Annotated in this window: 15 protein-coding genes; 11 read left to right on the forward strand and 4 right to left on the reverse strand. The window is 74.8% G+C overall.

Annotated features, from left to right (window positions below):
• Positions 1-139: 139 nt before the first annotated feature.
• Together GA0070614_RS25855 and GA0070614_RS25860 are read right to left on the reverse strand one after the other, a co-directional pair.
• Positions 140-1534 (reverse strand): HAMP domain-containing sensor histidine kinase, encoded by a 1395-nt coding sequence (locus tag GA0070614_RS25855; RefSeq protein WP_088978392.1) that lies wholly within the window; start codon positions 1532-1534, stop codon positions 140-142.
• 29 nt (positions 1535-1563) lie between these two features.
• The gene (locus GA0070614_RS25860; RefSeq protein WP_088978393.1) at positions 1564-2253 is read right to left on the reverse strand and encodes a response regulator transcription factor; all 690 of its coding nucleotides are present in this window, start codon (positions 2251-2253) and stop codon (positions 1564-1566) included.
• A 73-nt stretch (positions 2254-2326) separates the two neighbouring features.
• Here GA0070614_RS25860 and GA0070614_RS25865 point away from each other — a divergent pair, with 73 nt between their 5' ends.
• Positions 2327-3247: an ADP-ribosylglycohydrolase family protein gene (locus tag GA0070614_RS25865; protein ID WP_088978394.1), complete on the forward strand. Its 921-nt coding sequence runs from the start codon at positions 2327-2329 to the stop codon at positions 3245-3247.
• Positions 3248-3249: 2 nt separating this feature from the next.
• On the opposite strand, the gene GA0070614_RS25870 is transcribed toward GA0070614_RS25865, so the two are convergent.
• Complete coding sequence (locus GA0070614_RS25870) at positions 3250-4071, reverse strand: DUF1775 domain-containing protein (protein ID WP_088978395.1); 822 nt, start codon at positions 4069-4071, stop codon at positions 3250-3252.
• A gap of 203 nt (positions 4072-4274) precedes the next feature.
• Between GA0070614_RS25870 and thrS the strand changes: the two genes are divergently transcribed.
• The 4 genes from thrS (at position 4275) to GA0070614_RS25895 (ending at position 9128) form a co-directional block, all read left to right on the forward strand.
• Complete coding sequence (gene thrS, locus GA0070614_RS25875) at positions 4275-6290, forward strand: threonine--tRNA ligase (RefSeq protein ID WP_088978396.1); 2016 nt, start codon at positions 4275-4277, stop codon at positions 6288-6290.
• Between the two features lie 332 nt (positions 6291-6622).
• Positions 6623-7180 carry an HIT family protein gene (locus GA0070614_RS25885; RefSeq protein ID WP_408630713.1) on the forward strand — a complete coding sequence of 186 codons (558 nt, stop codon included), beginning with the start codon at positions 6623-6625 and terminating at the stop codon, positions 7178-7180.
• Positions 7181-7323: 143 nt separating this feature from the next.
• Positions 7324-7956 (forward strand): CG0192-related protein, encoded by a 633-nt coding sequence (locus GA0070614_RS25890; RefSeq protein WP_088979673.1) that lies wholly within the window; start codon positions 7324-7326, stop codon positions 7954-7956.
• 170 nt (positions 7957-8126) lie between these two features.
• Complete coding sequence (locus tag GA0070614_RS25895; RefSeq protein ID WP_088979674.1) at positions 8127-9128, forward strand: aldo/keto reductase; 1002 nt, start codon at positions 8127-8129, stop codon at positions 9126-9128.
• A 249-nt stretch (positions 9129-9377) separates the two neighbouring features.
• Here the strand turns inward: GA0070614_RS25895 and GA0070614_RS25900 are convergent, their stop codons facing one another.
• Entirely contained in the window at positions 9378-11540 is a 2163-nt protein-coding gene (locus tag GA0070614_RS25900; protein ID WP_088978398.1) for an elongation factor G-like protein EF-G2, read from the reverse strand.
• Between the two features lie 254 nt (positions 11541-11794).
• On the opposite strand from GA0070614_RS25900, the gene pgsA reads away from it, so the two are divergent.
• From pgsA to pdxT, 6 genes are all read left to right on the forward strand, one after another.
• Positions 11795-12415 carry a phosphatidylinositol phosphate synthase gene (gene pgsA, locus GA0070614_RS25905; RefSeq protein WP_088978399.1) on the forward strand — a complete coding sequence of 207 codons (621 nt, stop codon included), beginning with the start codon at positions 11795-11797 and terminating at the stop codon, positions 12413-12415.
• On the forward strand, positions 12412-13362 hold the full coding sequence (locus GA0070614_RS25910) for a phosphatidylinositol mannoside acyltransferase (protein ID WP_088978400.1): 951 nt from the start codon (positions 12412-12414) through the stop codon (positions 13360-13362). Before pgsA ends, GA0070614_RS25910 begins: the two co-directional genes overlap by 4 nt.
• A 13-nt stretch (positions 13363-13375) precedes the next feature.
• A complete protein-coding gene (locus GA0070614_RS25915; protein WP_088978401.1) occupies positions 13376-14545 on the forward strand; it encodes a glycosyltransferase family 4 protein in 1170 nt (389 codons plus the stop codon).
• An 8-nt stretch (positions 14546-14553) separates the two neighbouring features.
• Positions 14554-15057, forward strand: a complete 504-nt coding sequence (locus GA0070614_RS25920; RefSeq protein WP_088979675.1) for a hypothetical protein — start codon at positions 14554-14556, stop codon at positions 15055-15057.
• 182 nt (positions 15058-15239) lie between these two features.
• Positions 15240-16157 (forward strand): pyridoxal 5'-phosphate synthase lyase subunit PdxS, encoded by a 918-nt coding sequence (gene pdxS, locus GA0070614_RS25925; RefSeq protein WP_088978402.1) that lies wholly within the window; start codon positions 15240-15242, stop codon positions 16155-16157.
• A 185-nt stretch (positions 16158-16342) separates the two neighbouring features.
• On the forward strand, positions 16343-16948 hold the full coding sequence (gene pdxT / locus GA0070614_RS25930) for a pyridoxal 5'-phosphate synthase glutaminase subunit PdxT (RefSeq protein WP_088978403.1): 606 nt from the start codon (positions 16343-16345) through the stop codon (positions 16946-16948).
• Positions 16949-17008 lie beyond the last annotated feature (60 nt).

Consider the following 17008-nt stretch of genomic DNA (forward strand, 5'->3'; position numbering starts at 1 on the left):
TCCTGGCAGCGCCGGACCCGATCGCCGCCGCCGTTAATCCGGATCTAAGGAAGACTTGCGGCACCGCACAACCGGCCGGCGCGCCCGCGGTGGCGCGAGGCGCCCGCCGGCGCCGGCCGGCCCGGTGGGAGTGCCCTGCTCAGGACCGGCGGCCCGGCCAGCGCCGGCCGCCGGTCTTCTGCTCGCGGGCCTCCCGGGTCATCCGGCCGACCAGCCCGAACCGGTTGACCTGCCGGGGTGTCGCCTCCGGGTCGGCCAGCAGCATCACCACGCTCGCCCCGCCGAGCCGGGCCCGGTCGATGCTGACCGAGCCGTTGGCCTGCAACGCCACCCGCTTGGCGATGTCCAGCCCCAGCCCGGTGGAGCCCTGGTCGCTGGCGCCGCGGCGCAACGCCCGGTCCGGGTTGGCGATGCCCGGTCCGGCGTCGTCGATGCGGATCGCCACGTACCCGTCCCGCCGGGAGACCGCCACCTCGAAGGCGGTGCCCTGCGGGGTGTAGCGGAAGACGTTGCCGATGACCGCGTCCAGCGCGGCGGCCAGCTCGGCCCGGGGGACCGGCGCGGGGATCCGCAGCTGGGCCCCGATCACCCGGTGCGGGCGGTTCTGGTCGCCGGCCAGGGCCGCCCAGAAGACCATCCGGTCCCGGACCACCTCGCTGACGTCGCACTCCGCCGGCCCGGCCTCGTGGGTGATCGCCTTGCGGGTGGTCTTGATCAGCACGTCGATCTCACCCTCCAGGGTGACGATCGCCTGCCGGATCCGCCGGATCGTCCGCCGCCGGTCCAGCTCCGCCGGGGTGAACGAGCCGACGCTGGTGTCGTCGGAGTCCAGCCCTTCGGCGTCCAGCCGCAGCACGGTCAGCGGGGTGCGCAGCCGGTGCGACAGGTCCGCCACCAGCTCCCGCTCGTCGGTACGGGCGGTGACCAGCCGGTCCGCCATCCGGTTGAACGCGTACCCGGCCTCGGCCAGCTCCCGTGGCCCGCTGGGCTCCACCCGCACGCCCAGGTCGCCGTCGCCGACGGCCAGCGCGGCCCGGACCAGCCCCCGGGTCGAGTCGACCGCGCGGGCCGCCACCCGGTCCACCACGATCACCGCCGCGCCGACCAGCGCCACGGCCACCGCGGCCAGCAGCAACCACGTCCCGCCGGCGCCGTCGTCCAGCTCGTCGGCGGGGACGAACGTCTCCACCACGGCGACCCGGTCGTCGAGCACCACCGGGTCCAGCCGCAGCACTCCGCCGTTCACGTCGACGAGCACCGACCGCTTCCCGTCACGGGCCCGCTCCAGGTCCGCGTCGGCGGCCCGCCCGGCGGGCTCCGCGCCGCCCAGCCCGTGCACGACCGGCCGGGTCGCCGGGTCGTCGCCGCTGGCCTCCACGGCCCGGCGGACCGCCGCCGGCTCGGTGCTGACCGCGAGCGCCCCGGTGACCAGCGCGCCCCGCCGCGCCGCGTCGGCCAGCGCCTCGTCGCGCACCTCGTCGCGCAGGCTCAGCCCGAGGGGGACCAGGAAGGCGAGCGCGACAAGCGCGCACATGCCGGCGGTGAGGTACGCCAGCGCCGGCCTCAGTCCGGGGCCACCAGCCGGAAGCCCACCCCCCGCACGGTGCGCAGGTAGCGCGGCTTCGCCGCGGACTCGCCCATCTTTCGGCGCAGCCAGTACAGGTGAACGTCGATGGTCTGGTCCTCGCCGACCGACGGCTGCCGCCATACCTCCTCCAAGAGCTCCCGCCGGGACACTACCCGGCCGGGTCGTGCGGCGAGATACGCCAGCAGGTCGAATTCCTTGCGGGTCAGCGCCAGCGGCTCCCCGTCGAGCAGCGCGCTGCGCTCGCCCACGTCCACCCGCAGCCCGCCGACGGTGTGCACGGCCGGCTGCACGGTGCGGCTGGCCCGGCCGACCCGGCGCAGCACGGTGGTGATCCGGGCGTCGAGGTGCGCGCCGGTGAACGGCTTGACCATGTAGTCGTCGGCGCCGGCGCGCAGCAGCCGGACCACCGACTGCTCGTCGTCGCGGGCGGTGGCGATGATGATCGGCACGTCGGTGATGCCGCGCAGCATCCGCAGCGCGTCGGAGCCGTCCAGGTCGGGCAGGCCCAGGTCCAGCACGACGAGGTCCGGGGTCTCGGCGGCGACCCGGCGCAGCGCGTCCAGCGCCGTGCCGACGGCGTGCACGGCGTGCCCCCGCTCGGTGAGGGACCGCAGCATCGCGCCGCGTACGACGTGATCGTCTTCGACCAGGAGCACGGTGGCCACGTCAGCACCGTACTGCCCGTGGCAAGTTGATCGCGTTGCGGCGTCCGGGCCGACCGGGCAAGCTGGCACGACGATGACGTTCACGCTGTTTCCCGACGCCCGCGCGGCCCTGGCTCGCGACAGCCTCGCCGGTCTGTCGGTCGGCGACGCCCTGGGATCGCAGTTCTTCGTGCCGGGCCGGCACCCCGGCGACATCGCGGCCGGGCGGCTGCCCCCGCCGCCCTGGCAGTGGACCGACGACACGGAGATGGCCTGCTCCGTGCTGGCGGAGCTGGCCGAGCACGGCGACGTCGACCGGGACCGCCTCGCGCTGGCCTTCGCCCGGCGCTGCGAGCCGTACCGGGGGTACGGGCCGGGCGCGGTGACGATCCTGCGGCTCATCCGCGCCGGCACGCCGTGGCCGGTCGCCGCCGCGTCGGCCTTCGACGGGCAGGGCTCCTGCGGCAACGGCGCGGCGATGCGGGTCGGCCCGCTCGGCGCCTGGCACGCCGACTCCACCACGAGGGCGGCGGCCCGTGCCCGGGCCTCGGCCGAGATCACCCACGCCCACCCGGAGGGGATCGCCGGGGCGGTCGCGGTGGCCGTCGCCGCCTCGCTCGCCGCCCGGGCCCGGCTCGACGGCGACCGGCCGGACCCGGCCCGGCTGCTGGCCGCGGTCGCCGCCGCGCTGGACCCCGCCGCCGAGGTGGCCCGGGGGGTACGCCGCGCCGCCGCCCTGCTCGGCCGGTCGCTCGCCGAGGCGGTCGACGGACTCGGCAACGGCTCCCGGGTCACCGCCCAGGACACCGTCGCCTTCACGCTCTGGGTGGCCGCCACCCACCTCGCCGACTACCCGGCGGCGGTGCGCGCCTGCGTCGAGGCGGGCGGGGACGTCGACACCACCGCCGCGATCGTCGGCTCGGTGGTGGCCGCGCACACCGGGGTGGGCACCCCGGGTGGCGTGCCGGACGGCTGGCTGGCGGCCCGGGAGCCGCTGCCCGAGTGGGTGCGCTGAGGTCAGCGGGACCCCACCGGTTCGGCCGCCGGACGCAACTCGTCGGTCGACGGCTCGCTCTCCGGTTGCTCGTCGTCCGGCTCGGCCCGGTGCCGCGCCCGGCTGACCGCCCAGCCGATCAGCGCGCCCCCGCCGAGGCCGATCAGCAGGCCGCCGCCGAGCAGGACGTCCGCGCTCGGCCCGCCGCCGTCGCCGTCGGCCGTCGCCGGCTCGGCCGCCCGTGCCGGCTCGCCGCCCGGCTCCCCGGCCGCGCCGCCGTGCGGGTGCCCGGCCGGCGCCCCGGCCGCCGCCGGCAGCAGGGTCAGCGTCGGCGCCGGGTGCGCCCCGCCGTCGCGGTCGGCCCAGCGGACCACCGTGCCGTCCGAGTACGTCTGCACCACTTCGAACTCCATCCGGTCGGTCTGCGGCAGCGGGCCCATGGCGACGGAGAGCCGGGCCGGGCCGGGTGTCGGCGCGCCGGCGGCCCGGGTCCACACCACCGAGGCGGTCACCGTGGTGACCCCGGGGGCGTGGATGCCGGCCACCGGCCGGTCCAGGGTGCGGGAGGTCATCAGCGGCGCCCAGCCGTCCACCGACAGCGGGTAGACCTCGCCGACCGGGGCGTCCTCCGGCAATTTGAACTCGATCTTCTCGGTCCGTGCGCCGGGCCGCTGCTCGGGCACCACCAGGCGCAGGGTCACCGCCTCGCCCTGCGTCGCCTGCGTCGGCGTGGTCGTCACGCCCGCCGCCGACGCGGCCCCCGGCCAGCCGAGCACGCCGGCCACGGCCGTGGCCAGCACGAGTACGGTCCGGCCCCGCCGGCTGCCGCTGCGGGTCGTCGTCATCCGTGCCCCCATCCGTCTTCACGCGGCCGGCACCGGCTCCGGCCACACCCGGTAGTTCGGACGCGGGGCCGGAAAGGTTCAACGGTCGGCGGGACGACATCCCGGCCCTTCCTTTCCCGACGACCGGGCGGAAACGGGCGACCGATAGCATCGCAGGAGCCGGACCCCGGCACATCCGTACCGTCTGCAGCTGAGGAGTCACCGTGTCCGCACCCCGTACCCCCGCAGTGGCCGACCCCGTCGTCGTCGCCGCCGGGACCACGGCGGCCGACGCGGTGGCCGCGGCCGGGCTGCCCGCCGCCGGCCCGAAGGCGATCGTGGTGGTCCGTGATCCGCAGGGCCAGCTGCGCGACCTGGACTGGGCGCCGGCCGAGGACACCACGGTCGAGCCGGTCGCGATGGACACCCCGGACGGGCTGAACGTGCTGCGTCACTCGTGCGCGCACGTGCTCGCCCAGGCCGTGCAGGACGTCTTCCCCGAGGCGAAGCTCGGCATCGGCCCGCCGATCGAGAACGGCTTCTACTACGACTTCGCCGTCGACAAGCCGTTCCAGCCGGACGACCTGGCCAGGCTCGAGAAGCGGATGCAGGAGATCGTCAAGTCCGGGCAGCGCTTCCGCCGCCGGCGCTTCGACAGCCTGGAGCAGGCGAAGGCCGAGCTGGCCGCCGAGCCGTTCAAGCTGGAGCTGATCGAGGTCAAGGGGGAAGGGCTCGACTCCTCCGAGGTGATGGAGGTGGGCGGCGGCGAGCTGACCATCTACGACAACCTCGCCGCGACCGAGGAGAAGGTCTGCTGGTCGGACCTCTGCCGGGGCCCGCACCTGCCGAACACCCGGCTGATCGGCGCGTTCAAGCTGATGCGCTCGGCCGCCGCCTACTGGCGCGGCTCGGAGAAGAACCCGCAGTTGCAGCGGGTGTACGGCACCGCGTGGCCGACCCGGGACGAGCTCAAGGCGTACCTGAAGCTGCTGGAGGAGGCCGCCCGGCGCGACCACCGCAAGCTCGGCGCGGACCTGGACCTGTTCAGCTTCCCCGACGAGATCGGCTCCGGCCTGCCGGTGTTCCACCCCAAGGGCGGTGTGATCAAGCGGGAGATGGAGGACTACGTCCGGGCCCGCCACATCGAGGAGGGCTTCCAGTACGTCGGCACCCCGCACATCTCCAAGGAAGGTCTCTTCCACACGTCGGGCCACCTGCCGTACTACGCCGACGGGATGTTCCCGCCCATCGAGTTCGAGGGCGCGGACTACTACCTCAAGGCGATGAACTGCCCGATGCACAACCTGATCTACCGCTCGCGCGGGCGGTCCTACCGCGAGCTGCCGATGCGGCTGTTCGAGTTCGGCTCGGTGTACCGCTACGAGAAGTCCGGCGTCATCCACGGGCTGACCCGGGTGCGCGGCTTCACCCAGGACGACTCGCACTCCTACTGCACCAGGGAACAGGCGCCGGCCGAGGTCAAGCACCTGCTGAACTTCGTGCTCGGCCTGCTGAAGGACTTCGGCATCGACGACTTCTACCTGGAGCTGTCGACCCGCGACGAGTCCAAGCCGGAGAAGTTCGTCGGCACCGAGGAGGACTGGGCGACGGCGACGGCGGTGCTGGAGCAGTGCGCCCGCGAGACCGGGCTGGACCTGGTGCCCGACCCGGGCGGCGCGGCCTTCTACGGCCCGAAGATCTCGGTGCAGGCCAAGGACGCGATCGGCCGTACCTGGCAGATGTCGACGATCCAGTACGACTTCAACCAGCCCAAGGGCTTCGGCCTGGAGTACCAGGCGGCCGACGGCACCCGGCAGCAGCCCGTCATGATCCACTGCGCCAAGTTCGGGTCCATCGAGCGGTTCGTCGGTGTGCTCACCGAGCACTACGCGGGCGCGTTCCCGGCCTGGCTGGCCCCGGTGCAGGTGGTCGGCATCCCGATCCGTGAGGACCACACCGAGTACCTGCACGAGTTCGTGGCCACGCTGCGCGCCGAGGGCATCCGCGCCCAGGTGGACAGCGGCGACGACCGGATGCAGAAGAAGATCCGCACCGCCCAGCAGCAGAAGATCCCGTTCATGGTGATCGCCGGCGACGACGACGTGGCGGCCGGCACGGTCTCCTTCCGCTACCGCGACGGCTCGCAGCGCAACGGCGTGCCGGTGGCCGAGGCGGTGGCGCACGTGCGGGACGTGGTCTCCTCCCGCGCCAACTCCGGCCCGTCCGCCGTGGAGAACTGAGCCGCGATCCGCCTCCGGTGGCGGTGTCCGAGGTCGGACACCGCCACCGCTGTGTCCGGCCCCGGTTCGCGCGTGGTGTCCGGCGCCGGTACACGCGCGGCGTCCGGCGCCGGTCCGCGCGTGGTGTCCGGCGCCGGTACACGCGCGGCGTCCGGCACTTGGTCCTGGCGCGACGCCCGCCGCGCCGAGTACGCCAACACCGGCCCCGGCGCCGCGATCAACCCGGGTGGTCCGTAGCTCACCGCCGAGGAGGCCGCCCGGCTCACCCCGGCGGACCTGGCTGGCCGGTGCGGACGGGTGGGACCCGCTGCGGTGACCGTAGGATCGGCGATGTGACTGGGGCGGAGCGGCACTTCGACGGCGGAACGGACAACGGCCTGGCCGACGGGCTGGAACGGCTCTGGACGCCGCACCGGATGACGTACATCTCGGGGGAGGACCGCCCCGAGGGCGGGTACGAGAAACCCACCGGCTGCCCGTTCTGCCTGGCCCCCGGCCTGCCCCCGGAGCAGAGCCTGGTCGTGGCCCGGGGCGAGCACGTCTTCGCGGTGCTCAACCTCTACCCGTACAACCCGGGCCACCTGCTGGTCTGCCCGTACCGGCACGTCGCCGACTACACCGACCTCGACGCCGAGGAGACGGGCGAGCTGGCGGTGTTCACCCAGACCGCGATGCGGGTGGTCCGCAAGGTCAGCAACGCGCACGGCTTCAACCTGGGCATGAACCAGGGCGGCGTGGCCGGCGCCGGCATCGCCGCGCACCTGCACCAGCACGTGGTGCCGCGCTGGGGCGGCGACGCCAACTTCATGCCGGTGATCGGGCGGACGAAGGTGCTGCCGCAGGTGCTCGGCGACACTCGCGACCTCTTCGCCCGGGCCTGGCCCAGCTGAGCCGGCCGGTCCAGCGCTCGTCGGCCCGGTCCTCGCCGGGCGCCACCCGGCTCCGGGCGGCCGGCCTCGACGTGGCGGTCGACGGGCGGGTGGCGGCGCGCGCGGCCCCCACGGTGGTCGGGTCCACCATTACGATCTTGTGCATGGCCCTGCTGCACCGCGCGGAACTGCGCCCCTCCAAGCTCGACCTCCTGGCGGCCTGGCTGCCCGGCCGTGACTGGTTCCACGGGCCGGCCGACGGCGAGGTCACCCGGGTCGCGGCGTACCGCTTCGACGACCCGGCCGGCGCGGTCGGCATCGAGACGATGCTGGTCCGGGTCGGTGACGGGCCGGTGCACCAGGTCCCACTCAGCTACCGCGGCGCACCGCTGCCCGGCGGCGACGACCGGCTGATCGGCACCACGCACCACTCGGTGCTGGGGCAGCGCTGGGTGTACGACGCCTGCGCGGACCCGGTCTACGTCGCGGCGCTGGCCTCGGCCGTCCTGGCCGGCACCGGTCAGGCGGAGGAGTACTTCGAGGTCGACGGGGTGCGCGAGCGTCGCGCCCCGAGCATGAGCATCGCCACCACCGGCCCCGCGGTGGCCGCCCCGCCGGCCGTGGGCGCGCTGCGCGAGGTGGTGGACGCCGACCCGACGGTGATCGTCACCGACACGGTCGAGCTGGTCGTGCCGCGCCGCCTGGTGACCCGTGACCGGTCGGACGCCGCCACGCTCACCGGCGCCTGGGACGGCCAGCCCGACCCGTTGCCGCTGGCCCACGCCACCCTCCGCTAGGCCCCGCTTAACGACGGCCGGCAGCGGCGACAGCCACGCCCCACCGTCTCATGTGGTAGGTCCTGCACCGTCGGTGACGTTCCCGCCCGTCCCGGCGCGGGAGATGACAGGATGCGGCGGTGACGACACGGACGTTGGGTCGCAGCGGCATCGAGGTCAGCGCCCTCGGCATGGGGTGCTGGGCGATCGGTGGTCCCTGGGCCGAGGGGACCCGGCCGCTGGGCTGGGGCAGGGTCGACGACGAGGAGTCGGTCCGCGCCGTCCGCCGGGCGCTCGACCTCGGCGTGACCCTCTTCGACACCGCCGACACGTACGGGGCGGGGCACGGCGAGCGCATCCTCGGCCGGGCCCTGGCCGGCCGCCGGGACGAGGCGGTGATCGCCACCAAGTGGGGCTACACGTTCGACGAGCGCACCCGGCAGGCCACCGGCGAGGACGCCTCCCCGGCGTACCTGCGCCGGGCGGTCGTCGACTCGTTGCGCCGGCTGGACACCGACCGGATCGACCTCTACCAACTGCACCTGGGCGACCTGCCGCTGCCTCGGGTGCAGGCGCTGCTCGGCACCCTGGAGGACCTGGTCGCCGACGGACTGATCCGCGCGTACGGCTGGAGCACCGACCGGGCCGACCGGATCGCCGCGTTCGCCGAGGCGGCGCCGCGCGCCACCGCCGTGCAGCACACCCTGTCGGTGCTGCGCGACACCCCGGCCATGCTGGCCGCCTGCGACAAGCACGACCTGGCCAGCGTCAACCGGGGCCCGCTCGGCATGGGGTTGCTCACCGGCAAGTACACGACGGAGTCGACGCTGCCCCGCGACGACGTGCGCGGCCTCGCCCCGACCTGGCTGGAGTGGTTCCGGGGCGGCCGCCCCGCGCCGGAGTGGCTGCGCCGGGTCGCCGCGGTGCGCGGCGCGCTGACCGCCGACGGCCGGACCCTCGCCCAGGGCGCGCTGGGCTGGCTCTGGGCACGCAGCGAGCGGACCGTGCCGATCCCCGGCTGCCGCACCGTCGCCCAGGTCGAGGAGAACGCGGCGGCGCTGCGCCTCGGCCCGCTCACCCCGGACCACTTCGCCGAGGTGGAACGGCAGCTCGCCGGGCTGCGCGCCGCCGCCCTGCGTGACGCCGACCGCCCGCACTGGCCGATGCCCCCGATCCCCGCCATCCGCCCCTGACCCACCCACCCCCACCCCCTCCACCCCCACCCCCCACCCCGCACCCCCCACCCCGCGCCCCGCTCCGCCCCGGCATCCGCGCTCTTTCAGAGAAAGAGTGGCTATCCGACGCGGAATAGCCACTCTTTCTCTGAAAGTGCAGGGGCAAGGGCGCGGCGCGCGCTCCTTCGCGCCGCGCCGCGCGGCGCCCAGGAGCGCGTCGCACGCACACGCGCGGGCGCGACAGCGCGGGGTGTGGGGTGGGAGGGGTCAGGGGCGGGTGGTGTGCTCCTTGCGGACCTGCTCGGCGAGGTGGGCGGGCATCGGCTCGTACCGGGCGAACTCGCGGCGGAAGGTGCCGGTGCCGGAGGTCATCGAGCGCAGCTCGACGGCGTACCGGAGCAGTTCGGTGGCGGGCACCTCGGCGCGGACCAGGGTGCGTCCCTCGGCATCGGGGTCCGGTTCGGTGCCGAGCACCCGGCCGCGTCGGCCGGACAGGTCACCCATCACCGCGCCGACCGAGCCGTCGGGCACCCGGACGGTCACCTCGTCCACCGGCTCCAGCAGCGTCGGCTGCCCCTTCTCGGCGGCGTCGCGCAGCGCCAGGGCCCCGGCGGTCTGGAACGCCGCGTCGGAGGAGTCGACGCTGTGCGCCTTGCCGTCGACCAGGGTGACCCGCAGGTCCACCACCGGGTGGCCGGCGACCAGGCCACGCTCCATCTGCGCCCGCACGCCCTTCTCCACCGAGGGGATGTAGTTGTGCGGGACGGCCCCGCCGACCACCTTGTCGACGAACTCGAAGCCGGTGCCCCGGGGCAGCGGCTCCACCTCGATGTCGCAGACGGCGTACTGGCCGTGGCCGCCGGACTGCTTGACGTGCCGGCCGTGCCCCCGGGCGGGCGCGGTGAGCGTCTCGCGCAGCGACACCCGGACCGGCTCGGTCTCCAGCTCCACGCCGCCGGTGCGCAGCCGGTCGAGCACGACGTCGGCGTGCGCCTCGCCCATGCACCAGAGCACCAGCTGGTGGGTCTCCGGGTTGCGCTCCAGCCGTAGGGTCGGGTCACCGGCGACCAGCCGGCCCAGGTTGCGGGCCAGGGCGTCCTCGTCGGCCCGGCTCTTCGCCACGATCGCCACCGGCAGCAGCGGCTCGGGCATCTCCCACGGGGCGATCAGCAGCGGGTCGTCCTTGGCCGAGACGGTGTCGCCGGTCTCCGCGGTGCCCGACTTGGTGATCGCGCAGATGTCACCGGCGATGGCGGCGGGCACCTCGCGCAGCGTCGCGCCCAGCGGGCTGTAGACGTGCCCGACCCGTTCGTCGGCGTCGTGGTCGGGGTGTCCGCGTTCGGCCATGCCGTGCCCGGAGACGTGCACCACCAGATCGGGGCGGAGGGTGCCGGAGAAGACCCGGACCAGGGACACCCGGCCGACGTGCCGGTCCACGGTCGTCTTGACCACCTCGGCGACCAGCGGGCCGTCCGGGTCGCAGCTCAGCGGCGGGCGGGGGGAGCCGTCCACCCCGGTGACCGCGGGCAGCTCGTGCTCCAGCGGTGACGGGAACGCGGCGACCAGGCCGTCGAGCAGCACGTCCAGGCCCACGCCGGTCTCCGCGCAGACCGGCACCACCGGGTAGAAGTGGCCCCGGGCCACCGCCTTCTCCAGGTCGGTGACGAGCACCTCGGTGTCGATCTCCTCGCCGCCGAGGTAGCGGTCCATCAGGGTCTCGTCCTCGCTCTCGGCGATGATCCCCTCGATCAGCTCGTTGCGGGCCTCCAGGATCGCCGGCAGGTGCTCCGGGTCCGGCTCGCGCACCGTCGCGGGCAGGCCCGCCGAGTAGTCGAAGACCCGCCGGGTGATCAGGCCCATCAGCCCGGCCACCGACTCGCCGTCGTCGCCGAGCATCGGCAGGTAGAGCGGGAGCACGTTGTCGCCGAAGACCCGCTGGCAGAGCGCCACCGCCTCGTCGAAGTCGCCGCGCGGGTGGTCCAGTCGGGAGACCGCCACGGCGCGCGGCATGTCCACCGCGGCGCACTCCTCCCAGAGGGCGGCGGTGGCCATGTCCATCCCGTCGACGGCGGAGACCACGAACAGCGCGGCGTCGGCGGCGCGCAGCCCGGCCCGCAGCTCACCGACGAAGTCGCCGTACCCGGGGGTGTCCAGGAGGTTGACCTTGACGCCGGAGTGCACGAGCGGCGCGCACGCCAGGCTCACCGAGCGCTGCTGGCGTACCGCCGCGGGGTCGTGGTCGCAGACGGTGGTGCCGTCGCTGACCGTGCCGGCCCGGCCGATCGTGCCGCTGGCCGCGAGCAGCGCCTCGACCAGGGTCGTCTTGCCCGCCCCGGAGTGCCCCACGAGCACCACGTTGCGAACCCTGCCGGGCTCGGTCACCACCGGCGCGCCGCCGGTGACACCCTTCTCCTGGTTCTTCTGCGCCATCGCGGCGCACCTCCCTCAGCCGTGGTTGGTGGCGACCGCCGCGCGCGACGGGAAGCGGGCCCGGGGCGGGTGCCGCGGCGATATCCTCCGGTGCTCTCCTGGACGACGGGTAGTCCGGCCGTTCGGTCGGTGAACTGGCTCACCTCCCACACTCGATCTCACACCCGTTGCCGACGCGGCACAAGCCTCCGCCACGCGGGTCGGACGAGGTGGCCGTATCGCCGCCGGGTGCCGGCCGTTATCGTGGGACCGCCATGGCGAAGATCTTCCAAGTGACGGCCCGCGCGGGGATGACCCGCGTCGTGGAGCCGGTCGCGCGCGGCCTGCTCCGCGCGGGCGTGTCCCCCAACGCGGTCACCGTGACCGGCACCCTCGGCGTGCTCGTCGGCGCCCTCGGCTTCGGCGCCCGCGGCCACCTGGTCGCCGGCGCCCTGATCGTGACCGTCTTCGCGCTCACCGACCTGCTCGACGGGACGATGGCCCGGATGAGCGGCGGCTCCACCCGGTTCGGGGCCTTCCTCGACTCGAGCATGGACCGGATCGCCGACAGCGCCGTCTTCGGCGCGGTCGCGTACTGGCTGGCCACCGAGGGCAACCACTCGGGGGTGGCCGCCGCGCTGCTCTGCCTCGCCGCCGGCGGGCTGGTCTCCTACGTCAAGGCCCGGGCCGAGGGGCTCGGCATGAGCGGCGACGTGGGCATCGCCGAGCGCACCGAGCGGCTGCTCATCGTCGGGGTGGGCGGTCTGCTCACCGGCCTCGGCGTCGACCCGGCCCTGGAGATCGCGCTCTGGCTGCTCGCCGCCGTCTCGATCTTCACGGTGGGGCAGCGGATGGCCTTCGTGTACCGGCAGGCCCAGCGGGTCGGCCGGGAGTGAACCTCACCGAGCTCGGCTACGTCGCCGGGTGGCGCGTGGTCCGGGCGCTGCCCCGGCCCGTCGTGGCCGCGGCGTTCCGGGCGGGCGCCGACCGCGCGCACCGCGCCGGCGGCGGGGGTACGGCCCGACTGCGCGCCAACCTGCGCCGGGTGGTCGGCCCCGACCTGCCCGAGGCCGAGCTGGACGACCTCGTCCGGCGGGGGCTGCGCTCGTACGCCCGGTACTGGATGGAGGCGTTCCGGCTGCCCGCGTTGAGCCGCGCCGAGATCCTGGCCGGGTTCCGGCTGGCCCCGGCGGGGGTCGACCAGCTCTCCGCCGACGTGGCCTCCGGGCGGGGCGCGGTGGTGGCGCTGCCGCACGCCGGCAACTGGGACGCGGCCGGCGCCTGGGTGGCGGCCACCGGCTGGCCGATCACCACGGTCGCCGAGCGGCTCAGGCCCGAGGGCCTCTACGAGCGGTTCCTCGCCTTCCGGCAGGGGCTGGGCATGGAGATCCTGCCCACCCACGGTGGTCCGCGTCCCGCCTTCGACGTGCTGGTGGACCGGCTGCGCGCCGGCACGGTGGTGCCGCTGCTGGCCGACCGGGACCTCTCCTCCCGGGGCATCGAGGTCGACTTCTTCGGCGGCCGGACCCGGATGCCGGCCGGGCCGGCGCTGCTGGCCCTGCGCACCGGCGCGCCCCTCTACGTCGCCTCGATGTGGTACGAGCCGGACGCCGCGTGCGCCTCGATCTCCGGTCCGCTGCCGCTGCCCGACCCGGACTCCGCCCCGCTGGACGCGCGGGTGCGTACGGTCACCCAGCGGATTGCCGACGGTCTGGCGGCCGGGATCGCCCGCCATCCGGAAGACTGGCACATGTTGCAGCGGATGTGGCTGGATCAGCGCGCGGCGACCGACGGCGGCTCCCGCCCCTCGGCGCAGCCGCCGACCACCACCGGGACGAACTGAGGGAGCGGGCGCAATGCGGATCGGCATCGTGTGCCCGTACTCCTTCGACGTCCCCGGTGGGGTGCAGAACCACGTCATGGACCTCGCCGAGGCGCTGATCGGGCTCGGCCACGAGGTGAGCGTGCTCGCCCCGGCCGACGAGGACTCGCCGCTGCCGCCGTACGTGGTGTCGGCGGGGCGGGCGGTGCCGCTGCCGTACAACGGCTCGGTGGCCCGTATCGCGTTCGGGCCGGTCTCCACGGCGCGGGTCCGCCGGTGGATCATCCGGGGCGACTTCGACGTGCTGCACGTGCACGAGCCGCTCACGCTGAGCCTGTCGATGCTCGCCGTGCTCTCCGCCCGGGGCCCGGTGGTGGCGACCTTCCACACCGCGATGACCCGGTCCCGGGTGCTCGCCGCCGCCCAGGGCGTGCTGCAGATCGTGCTGGAGCGGATCACCGCCCGGATCGCGGTCAGCGCGCTGGCCCGCAAGGTGCAGGTCGAGCACATGGACGGTGGCGCGGTGGAGATCCCCAACGGGGTCGCCGTGGCGAAGTTCGCCGGGGTGGAGCCGCTGCCCGGCTGGCCGGGGGAGTGCGGGCCGGGCACGGGCGGCACGATCGGCTTCCTCGGCCGGTTCACCGAGGCCCGCAAGGGCTTCCCGATCCTGCGGGACGCCTTCGTCGCGCTGGCCCCGCACCGGCCCGGGCTGCGCCTGCTGGTGGCCGGCCCGGGCGACCCGGACGACCTGTACGGCCGGTTCCCGGCCGAGCTGCGCGACCGGGTGACCTTCCTCGGCATGGTGCCCGAGCCGGAGAAGGCGCGGATGCTGCGCAGCCTGCACCTCTACGTCGCCCCGAACACCGGCGGTGAGTCCTTCGGGATGATCCTCACCGAGGCGCTGGCGGCGGGCGCGACCGTGGTCGCCAGCGACCTGGACGCGTTCCGGCGGGTGCTCGACGGCGGGCGGGCCGGGCGGCTCTTCCCCACCGGCGACGCCACGGCCCTGCGGGCCGTCCTGGCCGAGCTGCTCGACGACGCGGAGCAGCGGGCCGCGCTGACCGCCTGCGGCGACCAGGTGGTGGCGCACTACGACTGGCCCGTGGTGGCCCGCCGGGTGCTGGAGGTGTACGCGGCGGCGATCGAGGCCACCGACGGCCGGGTCATCGACCAGGAGTGGGCGGGACTGGGCGGGGCGGTGTGAACACGACCATGCCGCACCTGTGGTGGGCGCTGGGCGCCACCGTCGTGGTGGCCCTGGTCGTCGTGTACCTGGTCTGGACGGCCGGGCGGGTCGCCCGGTTGCAGGCCCGGGCGGAGTCGGCGGCCCGGGCGCTCGACGCGCACCTGCTGCGCCGCGCGGCGGCCGCCGCGGTGCTGGCCGAGAAGCGCTACGGCGTCGAGCTGTACGCGGCGGCGCGGATCGCCCTGGACGCCGCCCCGGAGGAGCGCGAGGCCGCCGAGAACGACCTCACCCGCCAGCTGCGCGCGATCACCCTGGACCCGACCGACCCGGCCTGCGAGGCGGTGATCGCGGCGAGCCGGCGGCTGGCCCTGGCCCGCCAGGTGCACACCGACCTCGTCCGGGACGCCCGGGCCGCCCGCAGCCGCCCCGTGGTGCGGCTGTTCCGGATGGGGCGCGGGCAGCAGTGGCCGCGCTACTTCGACGTCGACGACCCCACCCTCACGGTCCCCGCCGAGGCCGCGGCGAGCTGACCGGTCCGGTTCGTGCCGAGCCGTCCCCGTCGACCGGTTCCGGCATCCGGATTGGCCTGCGACAGGCCGGTGACGACGGCCACAGAGCAGGCCACCGTGGGTCTGATTGGCTGTCGGAGTGGCGTTGAGGCCGTCGTAGCATCGCACTAGCCAGCCCCCGAACGTCCGAGGAGCGATAACCCGTGCCCGAATCCACCTCCCCGAGCGCCACCGCCACCCCGGTCGTCGGCACCGCCCGCGTCAAGCGCGGCATGGCCGAGATGCTCAAGGGCGGCGTGATCATGGACGTGGTCACCCCCGAGCAGGCCAAGATCGCCGAGGACGCCGGCGCGGTCGCCGTGATGGCCCTGGAGCGCGTGCCCGCCGACATCCGCGCGCAGGGCGGCGTCTCCCGGATGAGCGACCCGGACATGATCGACGGCATCATCGCCGCCGTCTCCATCCCGGTCATGGCCAAGGTCCGCATCGGCCACTTCGTCGAGGCCCAGATCCTCCAGTCGCTCGGCGTCGACTACATCGACGAGTCCGAGGTGCTGACCCCGGCCGACTACGCCAACCACATCGACAAGTGGGCGTACACCGTCCCCTTCGTCTGCGGGGCCACCAACCTCGGCGAGGCGCTGCGCCGGATCACCGAGGGCGCGGCCATGATCCGCTCGAAGGGCGAGGCCGGCACCGGCGACGTCTCCAACGCCACCACCCACATGCGCAAGATCCGCCAGGAGATCCGCCGGCTGCAGTCCCTGCCGGAGGACGAGCTCTTCGTCGCCGCCAAGGAACTGCAGGCGCCGTACGAGCTGGTCAAGGAGGTCGCCCAGACCGGCAAGCTGCCGGTGGTGCTCTTCACCGCGGGCGGCATCGCCACCCCGGCCGACGCCGCCATGATGATGCAGCTCGGCGCCGAGGGCGTCTTCGTCGGCTCCGGCATCTTCAAGTCCGGCAACCCGGCGCAGCGGGCCGCCGCGATCGTCAAGGCCACCACCTTCCACGACGACCCGGACGTGCTGGCCAAGGTCTCCCGCGGCCTGGGCGAGGCGATGGTCGGCATCAACGTCGACGAGATCCCGCAGCCGCACCGCCTGGCCGAGCGGGGCTGGTGAGCGAGGAGTGAGCCGGTCCTGCGAGCCCCGCAGTCGCGAACGGACGAGGGGCTGGTGAGCGCGAGGAGTGAGCCGGTCCTGCGAGCCCCGCAGTCGCGAACGGTGGAGGCAACGGTGACCGTGCGGCCGGCGCCGGGCGGTCGACGCCCGGCACCGGCCCGGTCGACGACGAGAGGACGACGCGCATGAGCGACGCGCCGACCATCGGTGTGCTCGCCCTTCAGGGTGACGTCCGGGAGCATGTGGCGGCCCTGGCCGGCGCCGGTGCGGACGCCCGCCCGGTCCGCCGCCCGACCGAGCTGGACGCGGTCGACGGGCTGGTCATCCCCGGCGGCGAGTCGACCACCATCAGCAAGCTCGTCGACATCTTCGAGATGCGCGAGCCGATCGACAAGCGGATCGCCGGCGGGATGCCGGTCTACGGCTCCTGCGCCGGCATGATCATGCTGGCCGGCGAGGTCCTGGACGGCCGGCCGGACCAGCGCGGCTTCGCCGGCATCGAGATGACCGTGCGGCGCAACGCGTTCGGCCGGCAGGTCGACTCGTTCGAGGCGCCGGTGCGCATCACCGGGGTCGAGGGCGAGCCGTTCCACGCCGTGTTCATCCGGGCCCCGTGGGTCGAGCGGGTCGGCGCGGGCGTGCAGGTGCTGGGTCGGGTCGGCGACGGGCCGGCCGCCGACCGGATCGTCGCGGTCCGGCAGGGCAACCTGCTGGCCACCTCGTTCCACCCCGAGCTCACCGGCGACCTGCGGCTGCACCGGTACTTCGTGGACCTGGTCCGCGCGGCCTGAGCGACGGTGGGGTCCTGCTCGGCAGGGCCCCACCGATCCGGCTGCGGCCACGGCCGGCCG

The organism is Micromonospora coxensis (assembly GCF_900090295.1).
Taxonomy (GTDB): Bacteria; Actinomycetota; Actinomycetes; order Mycobacteriales; family Micromonosporaceae; genus Micromonospora; species Micromonospora coxensis.

Coding starts and splice junctions, on each gene's coding strand:
- GA0070614_RS25855 (WP_088978392.1), bottom strand. CDS start 1,534: ATGTGCGCGCTTGTCGCGCTCGCCTTCCTGGTCCCCCTCGGGCTGAGC.
- GA0070614_RS25865 (WP_088978394.1), top strand. CDS start 2,327: ATGACGTTCACGCTGTTTCCCGACGCCCGCGCGGCCCTGGCTCGCGAC.
- GA0070614_RS25870 (WP_088978395.1), bottom strand. CDS start 4,071: ATGACGACGACCCGCAGCGGCAGCCGGCGGGGCCGGACCGTACTCGTG.
- GA0070614_RS25890 (WP_088979673.1), top strand. CDS start 7,324: ATGGCCCTGCTGCACCGCGCGGAACTGCGCCCCTCCAAGCTCGACCTC.
- GA0070614_RS25895 (WP_088979674.1), top strand. CDS start 8,127: ATGGGGTGCTGGGCGATCGGTGGTCCCTGGGCCGAGGGGACCCGGCCG.
- GA0070614_RS25900 (WP_088978398.1), bottom strand. CDS start 11,540: ATGGCGCAGAAGAACCAGGAGAAGGGTGTCACCGGCGGCGCGCCGGTG.
- pgsA (WP_088978399.1), top strand. CDS start 11,795: ATGGCGAAGATCTTCCAAGTGACGGCCCGCGCGGGGATGACCCGCGTC.
- GA0070614_RS25915 (WP_088978401.1), top strand. CDS start 13,376: ATGCGGATCGGCATCGTGTGCCCGTACTCCTTCGACGTCCCCGGTGGG.
- GA0070614_RS25920 (WP_088979675.1), top strand. CDS start 14,554: ATGCCGCACCTGTGGTGGGCGCTGGGCGCCACCGTCGTGGTGGCCCTG.
- pdxT (WP_088978403.1), top strand. CDS start 16,343: ATGAGCGACGCGCCGACCATCGGTGTGCTCGCCCTTCAGGGTGACGTC.